Genomic DNA, 17,951 nt, shown 5'->3' with positions numbered 1-17,951 from the left:
AGGGCGCGGGCAGGCCCGTCAATGGGCGCTGGCCGACATGCCGGCAAGGTGCTGTCTGACAGGTGCCGCGCGCACCGCCACCGCCAATTCCGCGGCAAAATTGCGGTGGATGTCCCGCCATACATGCGCCACCAGCTCATTGATTAATAGCATATTTGGTGTCGCGCCTGGCGCACCCCTCGGCCTTGGAAGGGCGCTCGCGGCTATGGCCTAATAGGGAGTTTTCACCGTTTTCATTTCAGGAGCCATCATGGGCAACAAAATCATCACCGAAGCCGACCGCAAGCGCACTCCCCGTCCCACCCCCATGCCCGGCATGGCAGTGACCACCCACGGCCGCGGCCAGCGCGTGAGCCTGGAGCGCGGCGTGGCCACGCGCAGCAAGAAAAACCCCGGCAAGCGCAGCAACAAGGGCGGCTGATCGCCCCTTTTTGCCCGGCTTAGCCTGCAAGCCCTCTTCGGAGGGCTTTTTCATGGGCGGGGCTGCACGCCGCCCGTGCCGCACAATCGCCGCATTCCCGCTACCGGAAGGCCCCATGCCCCAGACGCCCGCGCCACTGTCTCCCGAAGATGCCGCTGCGCTGTACCAGGCCCTGCGCGCCGAGGGCATGGCCGACGCCCTCACCACGCTGCACATCGGTGGCGCGCACACGCGGCTGCTGAGCGGCGCCGCAGACGCGCCCGCGCTGCTGCGCACGCTGGACATCGGTGCGCGCGTGACGGCCACCACCTGCTTTGCCCACCAGCCGCCCACGGAGGCCGAGATGGAGCACGCGATCATGCTGGTGGAAGATGCGGTGATGCCGGTGCGCGACCTGCTGGCGCCCGGCTCCACGCTCTACACAGCCGACGGCGGCATACGCCAGATCGCGCTGGCTGCGGGCCTGCCGGCGCAGCCGGAGTTGCGCCTGCCGCTGGAAGCGGTGGAGCACACCTTCAACCGCCTGGCCGCCCTCAGCCTGGGGCGCCCCGCCACGCAGGACACCCTTGCGCAGGACAACGCCTTCGCGGCCACGCTGCTGATCCTGCGCGAGTGCCTGCACCATCTGGGGTTTGACCACATCGTGGTCCGGTCCGACGCGGTGGTTTAGGGCCTGTTCACACTATTTTTGCCAGTGCGAATAGCGTGAGCAGGCCTTAAGCCGGCTTTGGGGCGCGCATCACCCCGCAGCGGGGGGTGTGAACGCGGCGCGCGCGGCCTCTGCCGCAGCGCGTGCGCCGCAGCCCTCCAGGTGGTCGTTGACCAGCCCCATGGCCTGCATGAAGGCATACATGGTGGTCGGACCCACGAAGCTGAACCCACGCTTCTTCAAATCCTTGGACAGCGCCACCGACGCCGCCGAGGTGGTCATCGCACGCACCGCAGGCAGCGTCATGCGCTCGGGCCGCTGCTGCGCGGCCAGGGGCGCATAGCGCCACACATAGTGCGCCAGCGACCCGAACTCGCGGCGCAGCTCCAGCACGCGGCGCGCATTGTTGATGGCCGACTCGATCTTGCCGCGGTGGCGCACGATACCGGCGTTGCCCATCAGCTGGTCCACCTCGGCAGCGCCGAAGTCCGCCAGCGGCTCGGCCTCGAACTGCGCCAGCGCCGCGCGGAAGGCCTCGCGCTTGTTCAGGATGGTGAGCCACGACAAGCCGGCCTGGAACCCCTCCAGGCAGAGCTTCTCGAACAGGCGGCGCTCGTCCGTCACCGGGAAGCCCCATTCGTGGTCGTGGTAGTGCCGGTACAGCGGGCTGGCGCGGCACCAGAAGCAGCGCGCATGGCCGCCCTCGTCGGTGAACAGGCCACTGGCCTCGTCTGGGGGGGAGGGTTCGGTGGTTTCGAGCATGGGGGCATTGTGGGGGTTGGGTCGAATGGCGCAAGAACGTCTTGCTATGCTTGGCCGCACCCGCCTCCGCCACCATGAGCACATCCACCCCATCGCCCCGGCGCCCGTGGCCGCTGCTGGCAGCCGCGCTGCTGCTGGGCGGCTGCGCCCAGTCGGGCGGCACGTTGGGCTACTACTGGCAGTCCCTGCGCGGGCACCTGGAGATCATGAACGCCGCGCGCCCGGTGCAGGAGTGGATCACCCACCCCGACACCTCCGCGCCGCTGCGCGAGCGGCTGCAGCTGGCCCAGCGCGCCCGGGCGTTCGCGGTGGACGAGCTGGCCCTGCCCGACAATGCCAGCTACCGCCGCTATGCGCGCCTGGACCGCACGGCTGCCGTGTGGAACGTGGTGGCGGCGGGCCCTTATTCGCTCACGCTGCACCGCTGGTGCTTTCCGATCACCGGCTGCATCGGCTACCGCGGCTACTTCGACGAGCCCGGCGCACGGGCCGAGGCCGCGCGCCTGGCGGCCACCGGACTGGAGGTCAGCGTGTACGGCGTACCCGCGTATTCCACGCTGGGCTACAGCAACTGGATGGGAGGCGACCCGCTGCTGTCCACCTTCATCGGCTGGCCCGAGGGCGACTTCGTGCGGCTGCTGCTGCACGAATTGGCGCACCAGGTGGCGTATGCCGAGGGCGATACCGCGTTCAACGAATCCTACGCCACGGCAGTGGAGCGGCTGGGCGTGCAGCGCTGGCTGCAGCAGCACGCCACCCCGGCCACCCGCGCCCAGTTCGCGGCCAGCGAGGAGCGCCGCGCGCAATGGCGCGCGCTGACCCAGGCAACGCGCCGGCGGCTGGCCGAGATTTATGCATCAAATGGGGCTGTAGCGCCCGACCATCAAGCGCTATCAGCTATGAAAAAAGAAGCAATGCAGGACTTCCGCGCGGCCTATGCCACGCTGCGCGCGCGCTGGCTGGCCGTACACGTCCCCGAGGCACAGCTGGCGGCGCTGGACCGTTGGGTGCGCGATGCCAATAACGCCAGCTTCGCCGCGCAGGCGGCTTATGACGAAGGGGTGCCCGCATTCATGGCGCTGTTCGAGCGCGAGGGGCGCGACTGGCGGCGCTTTCATGCAGCCGTGCGGGCGCTGGCCCAGGCGCCGCAGGCCGAGCGCACCGCCGCGCTGCAGGCGCTGGCGCCACAGCCGCCCCGGGTGGCCCACGGCGGAGGCTGACGCCGCGTTGCCCCCGCCCCCGCGTGCCTGCTGCGGCTTCGCGGCCTGGGGGACGGTTGGCCCGCACGCTGGCGGGCCCACAGCGCTCAGCCGCGCAGGGATTCGATCAAGTCGATGTACTGCTGCTTGGCCTCGTCGCCGGACGTGCCCTTGAGCTTTTCCCAAGCGTCCCACTTGGCGCGCCCCACGATGTCAGAGAAGCTCGGCTTCTTCTCGGCGTTGTCGCCGGCGGTGGCCTGCTTGTACAACGCATAGATCTTCAGCAGCGTCGGGTTGTCGGGGCGCTCGCTGAGGTTCTTGGAATTGGCCACGGCGGCCTCGAAGGTGGCGTTCAGATCGGACATGGAGTGTCTCCGGTTCAGGGTTGGTATCGCCGCACAGTGTAGTCAAAACACGAACGACCGTTCTTTTTTAAAGCCTCCCCAGGATCACGCCATGCACAGCCCATCCACGGCCTGGAACAGCACCTGCCGCGCCTGGCTGATCACCTGACCCTTCCAGGCGTCGGTGTCGGTGTAGAAGGCCTCGCGCATCTGGGCATGGACCCGCGCGGCCAGGGCGGGCGATGCCTCAGGATGCCGGTGCAGCCAATGGTCCGCCCGCAGCGCCTGCAGCACGGCGGGCGCGGGCTGCGTGCCGAACTCCAGCGTGAGGGCCGTGACCTCCGCCTGCGGGCACTCGTCATAGGCGCTGTGGCACATCAGCCCCGTGAGCGGCGCAGAGGTGGAGGAGCCGTCTTCGGTGGACGTGACCGGCGTGGCGCCACCCCCGTCCCACCAGCGGCGCGCACGCGCCAGGGCCTGCGCCTCGTCGCGCCCCGCATGGATGCGCTCGCCATGGCCGCTCGGCCCCAGGCCCGTGTGCAGGTCCACCCAGGCGATGCGTTCGGCGCGCGCGCCCTCGCGGCGCAGCACGGCGCGCAACGTGCGGTTGCTCCAGGTGGGCGCCGTGCCGCCGAAGTACAGGCCGTCGGGGTGCTGGTACTGCCCGCGGGTGATCGCCGCCTGCAGCGCCTGCAAGCCGTACGCATTCAGCAGACCGAGCAAGGCCTGCGTATTGGCCTCGCTGGGCGGCCATTCGGGCGGCAACAAAACGGGGTGCAGCGCACTGTAGGCGGGGTTGGCCGGCAACGGCTGGCTGAAGTCCACGAAGTTGCGATTCAGGTCCACGTTTTCGTGTGTCACGCGGCGCAGGTGGGCGAAGCCGTACGGGTTGAGCGCATGCAGGTAGAGCACGGCCACACGCTGCGCCCGTGCCTTGGCGCGCCACTCGCCATCCTGCAGCGCGAACACCTGCACGCCGCTGCCGCACAGGCCCTCCACGCCGTGGCAGCCGCTGCTCACGATGAGCAGACGGGGCGCGTCAAGCGGCCCCTCCCGCACCACGTCCAGCGCCAGCGTCTCGCCATTGGGGCCGCACAGCGGATGCACCTGCGGCTGCAGCGTCAGGCCGGCCACCGCCGCGGCGCCAACAAATTGGGCCCGCGCCTGTGCGTAACTTGCGGCGAACGCCTGCGGGATACCGATCATCGAAACCCCCTTTGGACATGTAAAAAAGGCCCCACCGCGCAACGGTGGAGCCTGGGCATGTCAGCCGTGTGAAGCCGCCTCACGGGAACCCGGAACCTCTCAGGCCGTGGGCTGTGCCAGCCACTGGCGCGCCAGTTCCACCCAGTAGGTGCCGCCCAGCGGAATCAGCGCATCGTTGAAGTCGTAGCTGGGGTTGTGCAGCGTGCAGGGACCGCCGCCGTGGCCCATGGCGCGGTGGTCACCGTCGCCGTTGGCGATGAACACGTAGGCGCCCGGCTTGGCCTGCAGCATGAAGGAAAAATCCTCCGCGCCGCCGGTGGGCTCCTGCGCCAGCACCTTGTCTTCACCCACGATGCCCACCATCACCTGGCGCGCGAACTCGGCCTCGGCCGGCGAGTTGATGGTGGGGGGGTAATTGCGCACGAACTCGAATTCGCAGCGCGCCTCGAACGCGGCGCAGGTGTGCTCGGCCACCTGCCGCATGCGGCGCTCGATCATGTCCAGCAGCTCGGTGGAGAAGGTGCGCACCGTGCCCTGCAGCTCGCAGCTGTCGGGCACTACGTTGGTGGCCTCGCCGGCGTGGATCATCGTCACCGAGATCACGCCCGCCTCGATGGGCTTCTTGTTGCGGCTGATGATGTTCTGGAACGCCTGCACCATCTGGCAGGCCACGGGCACGGGGTCAATGCCCATGTGCGGCATGGCGCCGTGGCTGCCCTTGCCGCGGATGGTGATCTTGAACTCATTGCTTGACGCCATCACCGGGCCGGGGCTCACGGCAAAGCTGCCGGCCGGCATACCCGGCCAGTTGTGCATGCCGAACACCGCCTGCATGGGGAACCGCTCAAACAGGCCGTCCTTGATCATCTCGCGTGCGCCGCCGCCACCCTCTTCCGCCGGCTGGAAGATCAAATACACGGTGCCGTCGAAGTCGCGGTGCTTGGAGAAATACTGCGCCGCCGCCAACAGCATGGCCGTGTGGCCGTCGTGGCCGCAGGCGTGCATCCGGCCCTGGTGCTTGCTCGCATGGGCGAAGGTGTTGAACTCCTGCATGGGCAGGGCGTCGATGTCTGCGCGCAGGCCCACGGCGCGGCCGCAGGCACCGCCGTCACGGCCGTGCACGATGCCCACCACACCGGTGGTGCCCAGCCCGCGGTGGATGGGGATGCCCCATTCGGTGAGCTTGGCCGCGATCACGTCGGCCGTGCGCACCTCCTGAAAGCACAGTTCGGGATGGGCATGGATGTCGCGCCGCACCTCGGCGATGGCGGCCGCTTCGCGGGCGATGGAGTCGATGATGTTCATGGGGATCGGGCCTGTCGTCCTGGGAATGCCACAGTCTAGCCGTGCTCCCCGATCCGCGCCGAAGCGGGCCCGAAGCCCCTGCGACCCGCCGATGGCGCCGGCGGGCGCGGGGCGCTCAGGTGCGCACGCGGCCGTCGCCGGTGAGCATGGACATCTCCACGAAGCGCGAGCCCTCATGGTCGGACGGGCTGAAGTTGACCGTAAAACCGCCCACCGAACCGCGCAGGGATTCCAGCCCCGCCACCAGGCTCTCGCGCGTGAGCTTGCCGCTGGCGTGCGCCTGCGCGTTGCGCAGCCCCTCGATGAAGACGCGCGCGGCCAGGTAGCCCTCCATGCTGGAGTAGTTGGCCTGCACGTTGCCACCCTTCTTGATGGCCTCTTGGAATTCACGCGTGATCTGGCGCGACTGTTGGTAGGGCGAAGGCACCACCTGCGACACCACCACGCCCGCGCCGTTGGCGCCCAGCGCATCCGCCAGGGCCTGCGTGCCCACGAAGGACACGTTGTAGAACTTGCCGCCGTACCCCGCCTTGCGCGCGGCCAGCACGAACGCCGCACTGGCGGCATAGGCACCGATCTGCACGATGGCCACGGGCTGCGCCGCCACCAGCGGCGCCACGGCAGCCGTCACGTTGGCGGAGTTGCGCGCCACCGTGCCGGTCGCCACGGGCGCCAGCTTGCGCGTGGCCAGTGCACGGGTCACGGCGTCCAGGCCAGCCTTGCCGTAGGCGTCGTCCTGGTAGAAGACGCCGATACGGTCCAGCCCCAGGTTGGTGAGCTGGCGCACGATGAGCTCGGCCTCGTCCGCGTAGGAGGCGCGCACGTGGAAGGCCAGGCGGTTGAACGGCTGGCGCAGGGATTCCGCGCCCGTGACGGGCGCGAAGAATGGCACCTTGGCCTGCGTGAACAGTGGTTGCGCGGCCAGGCTGGTGGGCGTGCCCACGTAGCCAAAGAGGGCCAGCACGTCCTCATTGATCAAGCGGCGCGTGTTCTCGGCGCAGCGGTCGGGCTCGTAGCCGTCGTCCAGCGAGCGCAGCTCGATGGTGCGCCGCCCGATGCCGCCCTGGGCATTGACCTGGTCGAACGCCAGCTTGGCACCCGCCTGGAACTGCAGGCCCAATTGGCTGGCAGGCCCGGTCAGGGCCGCGGATTGGCCCAGCACAATGCGCGTGTCGCTCTGCGCGCGCGTCAGGGATGCGCCGGTCAGCAGGGCCGCGCCCATCCCTGCCGAGAATTGCCGGCGGCTCAACCGCGTTGAATGCATAGAAAACCCTCAGAGTAAACCATTATTGAAATAAATAAGACACTGCGTTAAACGGAGTGCCCGGCGCGGAGTTTACCGAAGCCCGTTTTCCCCGGTCCACCCCTCACCAAAGTCCCCACACATGCTCCCGACTCCCGTCCACGACGCTTCGGCCACCCACCAGGTGCGCGGCGCCTGCCCCCACGACTGCCCCGACACCTGCGCCCTGATCACCACCGTGGAGAACGGCCGCGCCGTGCGCGTACAGGGCAACCCGGCGCATGCGCAGACCGGCGGCGTGCTGTGCGCCAAGGTGTCGAAGTACGCCGAGCGCACCCACCATGCCGAGCGCATCCTCACGCCACTCAAACGCACGGGCCCCAAGGGCAGCGGGCAGTTCACCCCGGTGAGCTGGGACGAAGCGCTGGGGGACATCGCGGCGCGCCTGGCGCACATCGCCGCGCGCGACCCCCAGGCCATCCAGCCTTACAGCTACGCGGGCACCATGGGGCTGGTGCAGGGCGAGAGCATGGACCGGCGCTTCTTCCACCGCCTGGGCGCGTCGCTGCTGGCGCGCACCATTTGCGCCACGGCCGGCGGCGAAGGCCTGGTGCACACGCTGGGTGCCAAGGTGGGAATGAAGGTGGAGTTCTTCGCCGAGGCCCAGCTCATCCTGATCTGGGGCAGCAACTCCATCGGCAGCAACCTGCATTTCTGGCGCATCGCGCAGCAGGCCAAACGCGACGGCGCGCGCCTGGTCTGCATCGACCCGCGCAAGAGCGAGACGGCCGAGAAATGCCATGAGCACCTGCAGCTGCGCCCGGGGACCGACGCCGCGCTGGCCCTGGCGCTGATGCACGAACTGATCGTGCACGACTGGCTGGACCACGACTACCTCGCCCGGCACACGCTGGGCTGGGAGCAACTGCGCGAGCGCGCCCTGCAGTGGCCGCCCGAGCGCGCGGCCGAGGTCTGCGGCCTGCCCGTGGAGCAGATCCGCCGGCTGGCGCACGACTACGGCACCACGCGGCCCGCCGCCATCCGCCTGAACTACGGCGTGCAGCGCGCGCACGGCGGCGCCAACGCGGTGCGCGCCATCGCCAGCCTGCCAGCACTCACGGGCGCCTGGCGCCACCGCGCGGGCGGCGTGCTGCTGTCCAGCTCCGGCAGCTTCCCCGTGGACCGGGCCGCGCTGCAGCGCCCCGACCTGCTGGCGGGCCGCAGCCCGCGCACCATCAACATGGTGACCATCGGCGACGACCTGCTGCGCGACGCATCGCCCAGCTTCGGGCCGAGGATCGAGGCACTGGTGGTCTACAACAGCAACCCCGTGGCCGTCGCGCCCGACTCCCGCCAAGTGGTGCGCGGCTTTGCGCGCGAGGACCTGTTCACCGTGGTGCTGGAGCACTTCCAGACCGACACGGCCGACTACGCCGACTACATCCTGCCCGCGACCACGCAGCTGGAGCACTGGGACGTGCACCTGGCCTACGGCCACACCGACGTGCTGCTCAACCGGCCCGCGATTGCGCCCCAGGGCCAGGCGCGCAGCAATGCGCAGATCTTCCGCGACCTGGCCGCGCGCATGGGATTCACCGAACCCTGCTTTGCCGACAGCGACGAGGCACTGTGCCGCCAGGCCTATGGCGACCAGGTGGACTTCGATCTGCTGCTGGAACAGGGCTTCGCGCCCCTGTCCGTGCCCGATGCGCCGTTCGCCGACGGCGGCTTTCCCACGCCCTCGGGCCAATGCGAGTTTTACAGCCAGCGGCTGGCCGACCAGGGGCTGGATCCGCTGCCGGGCTACGTGCCCAACCACGAGGGCGCGGGCACCTCGGCCGACTACCCGCTGGCCATGATCTCGCCGCCGGCGCGCAACTTCCTCAACTCCACCTTCGTGAACCTGCAGAGCCTGCGCGACATCGAAGGCCGCCCGCTGCTGGAGATCCACCCCGAAGATGCCGCGGCGCGCGGCATTGCCGACGGCGCCCTGGTGCGCGTATTCAACGACCGCGGCAGCTACGCCTGCCACGCCGCGCTCAACGGGCGCGCCCGTCCCGGCGTGGTGAACGGCCTGGGCGTGTGGTGGCGCAAGCTGGGCCACAACGGCACCAACGTGAACGAACTGACCAGCCAGGCCCTGACCGACCTGGGCGCGGGGCCCACGTTCTACGACTGCCGGGTACAGGTGGAGCGGCTGGCCTCTTAACTATCAAAAAGTGAGCTGATAGCGCTTGACTGTAAAGCGCTACAGCCACTTTTGGCACCAAACCTCAATCCAGCTTCACGCCCGTGGCGGCAATGACCGGCCCCCAGCGCCGCGCCTCGGCGCGGGCCAGCGCGTGGAACTGCTCGGGCGTGCCGGCCAGCGGTTCCATGCCAAAGGCCCGCATGCGCTCCACCACCTCGGGCGCGGCCAACGCCTGGTTCAGCGCGGCATTCAGCCGTGCGGTGATGGCCGTCGGCAGCCCGGCCGGGCCCAGCAGGCCCTGAAACGCATAGACCTCGGCATCGGCCACGCCCACCTCTGCCAGCGTGGGCACGTGCGGCAGCGCGGCCGCACGCCGGGCGGCGCCGATGGCCAGCGCCCGCACCTTGCCCGACTGGATCACCGGCAGGCCGGCCGCAAGGTCCAGGAACATGCAGGGCACCTGGCCACCCATCACGTCCTGCACCGCCGGGGCCGCGCCGCGGTAGGGAATGTGCGTAAGGAACGTCTGCGTGCGGTGCTTGAACAACTCCATCGCCAGGTGGTGCGGCGAGCCGTTGCCGGGCGAGGCGTAGTTCACCTGGCCGGGGTGGGCCTTCACATAGGCCAGGAAGTCCTGGAAGGTCTGCGCCGCGAACGCCGGATTCACCACCAGCACCAGAGGAAAGCGCGACAGCCCGCCGATGTACGTGAAGTCCTTGTCCGGGTGGAAGGGCAGCCGGCGGTACAGGTGCTCGTTGTAGGCCAGCAGCGCGTTGTCCGCCGACATGACGGTGTAGCCGTCCGGCTTGGCGGTGGCGACGATCTGGCTGCCGATGTTGGTGGACGCGCCAGGCCGGTTGTCCACCACGATCTGCTGGCCCAGCCCGCCGCGCATGGCCTCGGCCACGGTGCGCGCCAGCACATCGGTGCCGCCGCCCGCCGGGTAGGGCACCACCCAGCGGATGGGTTGGCTGGGATAGCCCGTGTCGGCGCGTGTCCACGGCGCCGCCGCCGTGGCGGCACAGGCCGCCAGGAAGGTTCTGCGTTCCATCGGTTGTCTCCTTGCTCTTTTATGAATAGCTGCTCGCGCTTGATGGACGAGCGCTACGGCCCAAAACGACCTCAAACTACTGCGGCGCGGCAATGGTCTGGTCAATGGCGCCGAACAGGCTCTGGCCGGCCTTGTTCTTCATCTCGATGCGGATGGTGTCGCCATAGCGCATGAACTCGGTGCTGGGCTGGCCGTCCTGGATGGTCTCGATGCAGCGCTTTTCGGCAATGCAGCTGTAGCCCTTGGCCCAGTCTTTGTTGCTCACCGTGCCGCTGCCCACGATGGAGCCGGCGCGCACGTTGCGTGTCTTGGCGATGTGCGCGATGAGCTGGCCGAAGTGGAAGGTCATCTCCGGCCCCGCGTCGCACATGCCCACCTTGCGGCCGTTCCAGGTGGACTGCAGCGTGAGGTGCACGCGCCCGCCCTGCCAGGCGTCGCCCAGCTCGTCCAGCGTCACCGCCACGGGGCTGAAGGCCGTCGCCGGCTTGGACTGGAAGAAACCGAAGCCCTTGGCCAGCTCGGCCGGGATCAGATTGCGCAGGCTGACGTCGTTGGCCAGCATCACCAGGCGGATGCCGTCCAGGGCCTGCTCCGGGCTGGCGCCCATCTTCACGTCGCCGGTGACGACGGCGATCTCCGCCTCAAAGTCGATGCCCATGGCCTCGCTGGGCACCACCACGTCGTCGCAGGGGCCGATGAAGTCGTCGCTGCCGCCCTGGTACATGAGCGGATCGGTGTAGAAGCTGGCGGGCACCTCGGCATTGCGCGCCTTGCGCACCAGCTCCACGTGGTTGATGTAGGCCGAGCCGTCCGCCCACTGGTAGGCGCGCGGCAGCGGCGCCATGCACTGCTGCGGATCGAAGGGGAACGGATGGCGCGCGCGGCCGGCATTGAGCTGGTCGTACAGGTCCTGCAACTGGGGCGCCATGAAGTTCCAGTCGTCCAGCACCTGCTGCAGGCGGCTGGCAATGCCGGTCGCATAATGGGCCGTGCCCAGATCGCGCGACACCACGACAAGCTGGCCGTCGCGCGATCCGTCTTTGTAGGTAGCAAGTTTCATGGGCCTGGGTCTCCGGGTGAATGCATCGCCTGCGCCGCGCGAGCCCTCTCGCCTGGCACAAATTACGATCCAGTGAATTGATTTAACTAAACAAAACTCCAAAATTCTAGTGCAGATGGACAAGGAACGCGTCGGCATTCAGTCGGTGGAGGTCGGGTTCGCGCTGCTGGACGCGCTGTCGCGCGCCCGCGGGCCGCTGATGCTCAAGGACCTGGCGCAGGAGGCCGGCATGAGCGCGGCCAAGGCCCACCGCTACCTGGTGAGCTTTCAGCGCCTGGGCCTGGTGGTGCAGGACGCCCGCAACGCCCGTTACGACCTGGGCCCTGCGGCACTCAAGTTAGGGCTTGCTTCGCTGGCACACCTCGATGCCATGCGGCTGGCGCGCGAGCGCATGGCGCCACTCATGGATGCGCTGGGCCACACGCTGGCGCTGGCCGTCTGGGGCAACCATGGACCGACCATCGTGCACTGGGAGGAGGCACCACGCGCGCTCACGGCCAACCTGCGCCTGGGCGACGTGATGCCGCTGCTCAGCTCCGCCACGGGCCGCTGCTTTGCGGCCTACCTGCCACGCGAGAAGACCGCCGCGCTGTTGGCCGAGGAACTCGCGCTCGCCACCCGCCAGGGCCGCGCCGACCTGCCGCACGACGAGGCCGGCGTGCAGGCACTGCTGCGCGAGGTGCGCGAGCGCCGCTGCGCGCGGGTGCTGGACACGCTGCTGCCGGGCATCCACGCTTTCTGCGCCCCCGTGTTCGACGCCGGCGGCCACCTGGCCCTGGCCATCACCACGCTGGGCCCCGCCGCCACGTTCGATGCCGCCTGGGGCGGTGCGATAGAGGCCCCGCTGCGCGCCGCGGCCGAGCAGCTCTCGCGCGACCTGGGTCACGCCGCCACACCCGGCTGAACGCATGCCGCGCCGCGCCCTGCTGCTGCTGACCGCCGTGGTACTGGCCCTGCACTGGCTGGTGCTGGTCGGGTTGCCGCGGGGCGGCACGGACCAGGGCGCGCCGCAGCGGCTGGCCTTCCATACGCGGATGGTGGAGCCCCCGCCTCCACCGCCGCCTCCCCCGGAACCCCAGGCCGCGCCAGTGCCGCCGCCGGCCCCCAAGCCGCGCCCCCGTCCCGTGCGCAAGCCACCGCCGCCGCCGCCCGTGGAGGCACCGCCTCCCACGCGGCACGCCGAGCCCGCACCTGTCATGGAAGCGCCCGCGCAAACCGCACCCTCTCCCGCGGAGCCCCCTGCCGAGGTGCCGGCCGATTCCTCCACCCCAACCCCCGAAGTGCCGGCGGACGCCGCGGCGCCCCAGGCATCCTCCGCCCCCCTCTCCCCGGCCAGCGATCCGGCCATGCCCGCAATGGCCGAAGCCTCCAGCGCGTCCGCGCCAGCCGCCGCCGCATCGCAGCCGGCGCAGGAGGCGCCCGCGTTGACCGCGGGCGTGGAAATCCTGCCCCCGGGCGCCGCGGGTGCCGTGGCCGGCACCGAACCGCCCCCGGTACGCCTGCCGCCCTCGGCGCGGCTGGCGTTCGACGTGACGGGCGAGGTGAAGAAGTTCCGCTACAACGCCAGCGCCGAACTGCTGTGGCGCCAGGACGGTACGCAGTACGAGGCGCGCCAGCAGATCAAGGCCTTCCTGCTGGGCGCGCGCTCGCAAAGCAGCGTGGGCCAAATCACGCCGCAAGGACTGCGCCCCACGCGCTTCGGCGACAAGTCGCGCAGCGAGCGCGCAGCGCATTTCGACTTCGAGCGCGGCGAGGTGATCTTCAGCGCCAACGCCCCGCGCGCGGCCATCGGCAGCGGCGCCCAGGACCGGCTGAGCGTGTTCATCCAGCTGGGCGCCCTGCTGGCCGCCGCTCCCGAACGCTATCCCCCCGGCACCCAGATCACGCTGACCACCGTGGGTGCGCGCAGCGCCGAGCGCTGGACCTTCACCGTGGAAGGGCCGCAAACGCTGGAGCTGCCCGCCGGCCGCACGCCCGCGCTCAAGCTCCAGCGCCTGCCCCGTCCCGATCAGCGCTACGACCAGAAGGCCGAACTCTGGCTGGGCACGGACATGGGCTATCTGCCGGTGCGCATCCGCCTCACGCAGGCCAACGGCGACTTCGCCGAGCTGTCCCTGAGCCATCACGACACGCCCTGATGCCGGCATTTGCCGCGGGCGGCGTGCGCGTCCCGGCGTGGGACAAGGCCGCGATCGCGCACGAAGGCCGCCACGGCCCCTTTTCCATGGAATACTGGTCCCAGCGGCGGGGCGCAGGGACTTGAACTCTGCCGATCCGCTGCAATCTGACAGGCATACCGATAGGGGGACACGCCATGAATATGCTCTACGACTCCGACTCCTTTGTGGTGGTCCACATGCTGGCAGACGCAACCCCCGACAGCGCCAGCGAAGCCGCCACGCCCACCGTTCCACAACTGGTGCGCCACGGCTTCGAGATCGTGGACAAGCGCTCCGGCAAGGAGGTGTACCTGGATGGCTCCTGGGCCGAGATGTTCCAGCAGCAGATCCTGGCCTGGCAGCGCAACACGCCCACCCAGGAAGAGGTGGAGGACACGCTGGATGGCTACGTCGGGCTCGCGCAGAACCCGGTGATCGTGCACTGACGCGGCACCAGAGTTTCGGGGGCCAGGCCCCCGTTGCGGTCCGCCCCCGGCGGGTCGCCGCCCCGTGAGGGGCACAGCGCGCCGTGGCCTTGGCCACGGCGCCTTCTTTTTGGGGGCCGCGCGCTGACGAACAGCGGCGCGCAGCCGCCCGTCCGAACCAGATGAAAATGGCTCTAGCGCTTATCCATCAAGCGGTAGCAGCTCATATTTTAATAGCGATCAACGCACGCCGCGGCGACGCGCCATCTCCTGCCCCATGGACTGCTGTGCGGGGTCGTCCAGCAGCGCGCGCGCGGCGGGATAGATGCGGTCGTCTTCATGGCGCAGGTGATCGTCGTAGCACTGCGCAAACCGGTCCAAGGCCGTCTCGTGGTGCGGCGTGAACGCCTGCACGGCCCCGTCGGCCAGCGCCTGCAACCCCACGCGCGCCGCAGCCCAGCGTTCGGCCATCAGCACATGGTCCCGCTGCAGCTGGCGCACCAGGTCCGTCAGCGCGGCGTCGCCACCGGCCAGCAGGGGCGGGAAGACGTGGAGTTCCTCGTCCTCGTGGTGCAGCGGGGCGGCGATGTCGAAATAGCGCAGCACGTCGCGCGCCGCCTGGCGGGCGGAGTCATCGCAGGCGTGCGCTTTGAGGTAGTCGCGCAGGCGCTGCAGCAGGTCCAGCGAGCGGCGAACGCGGTCATGGCAGGCGCCCAGCATCTCGAACGGCTCGTCAAAGCCCGCGCCTGGCGTGTGCAGACCGGGCAGGGACACACGGCTGGCCATGGCGTCAGCCCAGCCGCACGGGCTGGCCGTCGCGGTTGAAGGGCAGATAGGCGCTGAAAGCGCCCGTTTTCACGGCCTCCACCATGCGGCGCAGCACCTTGTCGGCGTCGTCGTCGGACGGCGCCTGCGCCGCCGTGCCCGACAGCGCCGCGGTGAACACCAGGCGCCAGGGCTGGCCCGGCTGCTCGAACTGCTGCGACTCGCGCACCAGCGCGTCGAACGACTCCAGCTCCTCGGGCAGCTTGTCCACGCACATCAGCGGCACCAGCACCCCGCCCTCGCCCTGCGCGAAGCGCTCGCGCTGCTCCGGCGTGGCCTCGTCGGGCAGCTCTGTGCCAGCAAACACGAACAGCAGGCGCTGGCGCTCGCGGTGGCTGCGCGCGGCGCGCAGCAGGTCGTCAAAACTGTTGATCTCGGTTTTCACTTGCATTCATTCCCCTTGTTGCGGCCAAGGCTGCACGCCCCGGCCGGGCACCAGCGTGCCCACATACTGCGCCGGCACGGGCCGCGCGCGCACGGGCTTGCGCGACACGACCGTTCCCACGCTCACGAAACACAGCGCGCGCTCGCCTTCGCTCAGCGCGAACAGCCCGCGCAGCGCCTGCGACTGCAGCGCCTTGCCGCTGGTGAGCGCCGAGCCAAAACCCAGCGCGGTCGCCATGAGCAGCAGGTTCTGCACCGCGCAACCCGCGGACACCAGCCGCTCACTGGGTGCGATCTCGGGATCGCCCCCGCATTCGTCCACCACCACCAGCAGCAGCACGGGCGCGCGCAGGGCCTTCTCGCGCGCCTGCTCCTGCTGCTCGGGCGTGGCCTGCGCGTCGCGCTCGCGCAGCGCATCGGCAAACGCCTGGCCCAGCGCCGCGCGGGCCGCGTCGGGCACCAAGACAAAACGCCAGGGCAGCAGACAGCCATGGTCCGGCGCATGCGCGGCCGCGGCCAATATGGCCTGCAGCTGCGCGGCGTCCGGCCCCGGCGCGCCCAGCCGCTTGGGCAGGATGGTCTGGCGCGCCTGCAGCAGCGCGGCGGCCAGTTCCGCCGTGGCGGCTGCATTGTTCAAGGCCTGTGGAGGCACCGGTCTCTCCTGTTCCATGGCATTCACCCCGGCCGGCCATCGGCGCGCAGCCGGCCATACCAGCCGATGAGGCGCAGGCCCCACACCGCCATGATGCCAGCCCACAGCAGGGCCGCGACGGCCAACAGCACGGGCGACCAGGGCAATGGCGCGCTGGCCGCCAGCCGCACCACGGTCGCCAGTTGCAGCACCCAGAACAGCGTCCAGACCAGGCGGTCCGCCACCAGCGCGCGGCCGCCATGGCCGCAGGACACGCGCGTGACCATGGCGAGCATGAGCGAGCCCAGGCACCCCATGGTGAGCGCATGCAGCGCGCCCAGTTCCCCGGCAGCGCTGCCGTAGAGACCCTGCACCCCGTGCGCCAGGCCATGGCCCACGAAAGCCAGCCCCAGCCAGATGAAGCCGATGTGCAGCATGGCCAGCAGGCGCTGCGCCAAGCTCTGCAGCAGGCCCCAGCGGTAGGCCAGCCACAGCAGCACGGCCCCCACCGACAACTCCAGCGCGCCACGCACCAGCAGCCCGCCCGTGTCGAGCGCGGGCGCCCAGCCAAGCCACGGCAGCCAGACGGCGAGCGCCTCGGCCACCACCGCGGCAAGCATCAGCCACAGAACCCAGAAAGGGCGCCAGGCCTGCACCATGGGCAGCACAGCCGAGGTGAAGAAAGGAATCATGCGGTGGGCCACCACCACGAAGACCGCGGCCACGAACCCCCACAGCCCGGTCAGCACCCAGGCACGCGCCAGGTCGCCACGGCCGCCGGCCAGGCTCAGCCCCAGCGCCGCGATGCACACGCAGCCCACCAGGCAGGCCGCGGCAATGGCGCGCGCATGCAAACGGTCCTGCAGCGTGCTGCACTGGACCAGGCGGATGAAAAGCACCGTCATCCACGCCAACCCCAGGAACGCGACAGCGCAGCCGGCGAGCGCAACCAACAGCCCGCAGGAACCGCCGGCGAGCCACACCAGCCAGCCGCCGGCCTGCAGCAGCAGGGACGGCATGACGCGGGAAACCGGCCAGGGCTCGACATGCAGCCACTTGGGTCCCGCGGTGAAAAGAAAGCCGGCGAAAAACAGCGGCATGAAGCCAAACGTCATCACCGCCGCGTGCACCAGCGACGGCGCCACACCGTATGGCAATGCCAGCGCCCCGCTCACGCGGTCGATCTGCACCAGAGCCCACCACAGGCCCGAGGCCATGAGCAGCAGCATCGCCAGGAAGAACCCCAGCCGGTGTGGCGCCAGCATGAGGTAGCGCGGCAGCCAGCGCCGGTCCAGCCGCGCCAGCGCCTCGGCCGAGGGCCGGCCCGGCGCGGCGGGCTCGCTGCGCAGGGGCACGGTGCGGCGCCGCACTTCAGTCATGGGCGTGGGCCTCGCCCAGTGTGGCCAGCGTGCACCTCAGTCCACCAGCACTTGCCCATCATGTTCCACATACGGCGCATACGGGCCCGTGCCGCTGCTCTTGGCCTTGGACGCCGCCACGAAGCCGCCTGTGGCCACGTCGAACACGTGGACCTCGCCCTCCTCGATCACGTAGTGCCAGCCATGCAGCGCAATGCTGCCGTCCTCGACGCGGCGGCGCACCATGGGGTACTCCATGAGGCGTTCCAGTTGCAGCACCACGGCGCGCTGCTCGGTGCGGCGCAGGGCTTCGGGGCCGGGCTGCACGGGCAGCGCGGCCTCACGGCCCAGGTCCAGCCAGCGCTGCAGGTTGCGCGCCTCGGGCGAGACCTCGCCATACAGGGCCTTGATGGCGCCGCAGTGGCTGTGGCCGCACACGACGATACGGCTCACATGCAGTTCGAGCACCGCGAACTCGATGGCGGCGGCCGTGCCGTGGTGGCCGTAGGAGCCGTCGTAGGGCGGCACGAAGGCCCCCACGTTGCGCACCAGGAACAGCTCGCCCGGTCCTGCCCCCGTCAGCAGGTAGGGCAGCAGACGGGAATCCGAGCACCCGATGAACAGGGTCGTCGGGTGTTGCCCCTCGTCCACGAGCGTCTGGAATTGCTCGCGGTATTGGGGGAAGGCATCCAGATGGAAGCGGCGCAGCCGTTGCAGCAGCTCGTCGTCAGGCATGGG

At 69.9% G+C, this 17,951-nt stretch carries 19 protein-coding genes; 7 read left to right on the top strand and 12 right to left on the bottom strand.

All coding sequences use genetic code 11. The features are described from left to right. Positions 1 to 250: 250 nt before the first annotated feature. On the top strand, positions 251 to 421 hold the full coding sequence (locus MRB47_RS02925; RefSeq protein WP_252101858.1) for a hypothetical protein: 171 nt from the start codon (positions 251 to 253) through the stop codon (positions 419 to 421). Positions 422 to 536: 115 nt separating this feature from the next. Continuing rightward, a complete protein-coding gene (locus tag MRB47_RS02920; protein WP_252101857.1) occupies positions 537 to 1,091 on the top strand; it encodes a hypothetical protein in 555 nt (184 codons plus the stop codon). Positions 1,092 to 1,160: 69 nt separating this feature from the next. Here MRB47_RS02920 and MRB47_RS02915 read toward each other — a convergent pair whose 3' ends face one another. Beyond that, positions 1,161 to 1,832, bottom strand: coding sequence for a DNA-3-methyladenine glycosylase I (locus MRB47_RS02915; protein ID WP_252101856.1), 672 nt, complete (start codon positions 1,830 to 1,832; stop codon positions 1,161 to 1,163). A gap of 74 nt (positions 1,833 to 1,906) precedes the next feature. Here MRB47_RS02915 and MRB47_RS02910 point away from each other — a divergent pair, with 74 nt between their 5' ends. Further along, on the top strand, positions 1,907 to 3,052 hold the full coding sequence (locus tag MRB47_RS02910; protein ID WP_252101855.1) for an aminopeptidase: 1,146 nt from the start codon (positions 1,907 to 1,909) through the stop codon (positions 3,050 to 3,052). 86 nt (positions 3,053 to 3,138) lie between these two features. Here the strand turns inward: MRB47_RS02910 and MRB47_RS02905 are convergent, their stop codons facing one another. The 4 genes from MRB47_RS02905 to MRB47_RS02890 form a co-directional block, all read right to left on the bottom strand. Further along, positions 3,139 to 3,396 carry an acyl-CoA-binding protein gene (locus MRB47_RS02905; RefSeq protein ID WP_220638432.1) on the bottom strand — a complete coding sequence of 86 codons (258 nt, stop codon included), beginning with the start codon at positions 3,394 to 3,396 and terminating at the stop codon, positions 3,139 to 3,141. A gap of 84 nt (positions 3,397 to 3,480) precedes the next feature. Beyond that, entirely contained in the window at positions 3,481 to 4,581 is a 1,101-nt protein-coding gene (locus tag MRB47_RS02900) for a M14 family metallopeptidase (RefSeq protein ID WP_252101854.1), read from the bottom strand. A gap of 99 nt (positions 4,582 to 4,680) precedes the next feature. Beyond that, positions 4,681 to 5,886, bottom strand: a complete 1,206-nt coding sequence (locus MRB47_RS02895) for a M20 aminoacylase family protein (protein ID WP_012655485.1) — start codon at positions 5,884 to 5,886, stop codon at positions 4,681 to 4,683. Between the two features lie 115 nt (positions 5,887 to 6,001). Then, positions 6,002 to 7,150: an ABC transporter substrate-binding protein gene (locus tag MRB47_RS02890; protein WP_011803912.1), complete on the bottom strand. Its 1,149-nt coding sequence runs from the start codon at positions 7,148 to 7,150 to the stop codon at positions 6,002 to 6,004. 121 nt (positions 7,151 to 7,271) lie between these two features. Between MRB47_RS02890 and MRB47_RS02885 the strand changes: the two genes are divergently transcribed. Further along, positions 7,272 to 9,338, top strand: coding sequence for a molybdopterin-dependent oxidoreductase (locus tag MRB47_RS02885; RefSeq protein ID WP_252101853.1), 2,067 nt, complete (start codon positions 7,272 to 7,274; stop codon positions 9,336 to 9,338). A 64-nt stretch (positions 9,339 to 9,402) separates the two neighbouring features. On the opposite strand, the gene MRB47_RS02880 is transcribed toward MRB47_RS02885, so the two are convergent. Further along, positions 9,403 to 10,371 (bottom strand): Bug family tripartite tricarboxylate transporter substrate binding protein, encoded by a 969-nt coding sequence (locus MRB47_RS02880; protein ID WP_252101852.1) that lies wholly within the window; start codon positions 10,369 to 10,371, stop codon positions 9,403 to 9,405. Between the two features lie 76 nt (positions 10,372 to 10,447). Then, on the bottom strand, positions 10,448 to 11,431 hold the full coding sequence (locus tag MRB47_RS02875; protein WP_011803909.1) for a fumarylacetoacetate hydrolase family protein: 984 nt from the start codon (positions 11,429 to 11,431) through the stop codon (positions 10,448 to 10,450). A 115-nt stretch (positions 11,432 to 11,546) separates the two neighbouring features. Between MRB47_RS02875 and MRB47_RS02870 the strand changes: the two genes are divergently transcribed. The 3 genes from MRB47_RS02870 (at position 11,547) to MRB47_RS02860 (ending at position 14,036) form a co-directional block, all read left to right on the top strand. Further along, complete coding sequence (locus tag MRB47_RS02870; RefSeq protein ID WP_252101851.1) at positions 11,547 to 12,335, top strand: IclR family transcriptional regulator; 789 nt, start codon at positions 11,547 to 11,549, stop codon at positions 12,333 to 12,335. A 4-nt stretch (positions 12,336 to 12,339) separates the two neighbouring features. Beyond that, positions 12,340 to 13,569, top strand: a complete 1,230-nt coding sequence (locus tag MRB47_RS02865) for a DUF3108 domain-containing protein (RefSeq protein ID WP_252101850.1) — start codon at positions 12,340 to 12,342, stop codon at positions 13,567 to 13,569. A gap of 176 nt (positions 13,570 to 13,745) precedes the next feature. Further along, on the top strand, positions 13,746 to 14,036 hold the full coding sequence (locus MRB47_RS02860; protein WP_252101849.1) for a DUF3567 domain-containing protein: 291 nt from the start codon (positions 13,746 to 13,748) through the stop codon (positions 14,034 to 14,036). A 219-nt stretch (positions 14,037 to 14,255) separates the two neighbouring features. Here the strand turns inward: MRB47_RS02860 and MRB47_RS02855 are convergent, their stop codons facing one another. Genes MRB47_RS02855 through MRB47_RS02835 form a run of 5 tightly spaced genes read right to left on the bottom strand, consistent with a single transcriptional unit; the run spans position 14,256 to position 17,948 of the window. Beyond that, entirely contained in the window at positions 14,256 to 14,801 is a 546-nt protein-coding gene (locus MRB47_RS02855) for a hemerythrin domain-containing protein (RefSeq protein ID WP_252101848.1), read from the bottom strand. A gap of 4 nt (positions 14,802 to 14,805) precedes the next feature. After that, entirely contained in the window at positions 14,806 to 15,231 is a 426-nt protein-coding gene (locus tag MRB47_RS02850) for a hypothetical protein (protein ID WP_011803904.1), read from the bottom strand. After that, a complete protein-coding gene (locus MRB47_RS02845; RefSeq protein WP_088887762.1) occupies positions 15,232 to 15,894 on the bottom strand; it encodes a nitroreductase family protein in 663 nt (220 codons plus the stop codon). A 5-nt stretch (positions 15,895 to 15,899) separates the two neighbouring features. Beyond that, a complete protein-coding gene (locus tag MRB47_RS02840; RefSeq protein ID WP_252101847.1) occupies positions 15,900 to 17,234 on the bottom strand; it encodes an NnrS family protein in 1,335 nt (444 codons plus the stop codon). 36 nt (positions 17,235 to 17,270) lie between these two features. Next, positions 17,271 to 17,948, bottom strand: a complete 678-nt coding sequence (locus tag MRB47_RS02835; RefSeq protein WP_011803901.1) for a carbonic anhydrase — start codon at positions 17,946 to 17,948, stop codon at positions 17,271 to 17,273. Between the last annotated feature and the right edge of the window lie 3 nt (positions 17,949 to 17,951).

The organism is Diaphorobacter sp. LI3 (assembly GCF_022807955.1).
Classification (GTDB): domain Bacteria; phylum Pseudomonadota; class Gammaproteobacteria; order Burkholderiales; family Burkholderiaceae_C; genus Diaphorobacter; species Diaphorobacter nitroreducens.
The sequence above is the reverse complement of the archived record's forward strand: the minus strand, read 5'-3'. Positions and strand labels throughout refer to the sequence as shown.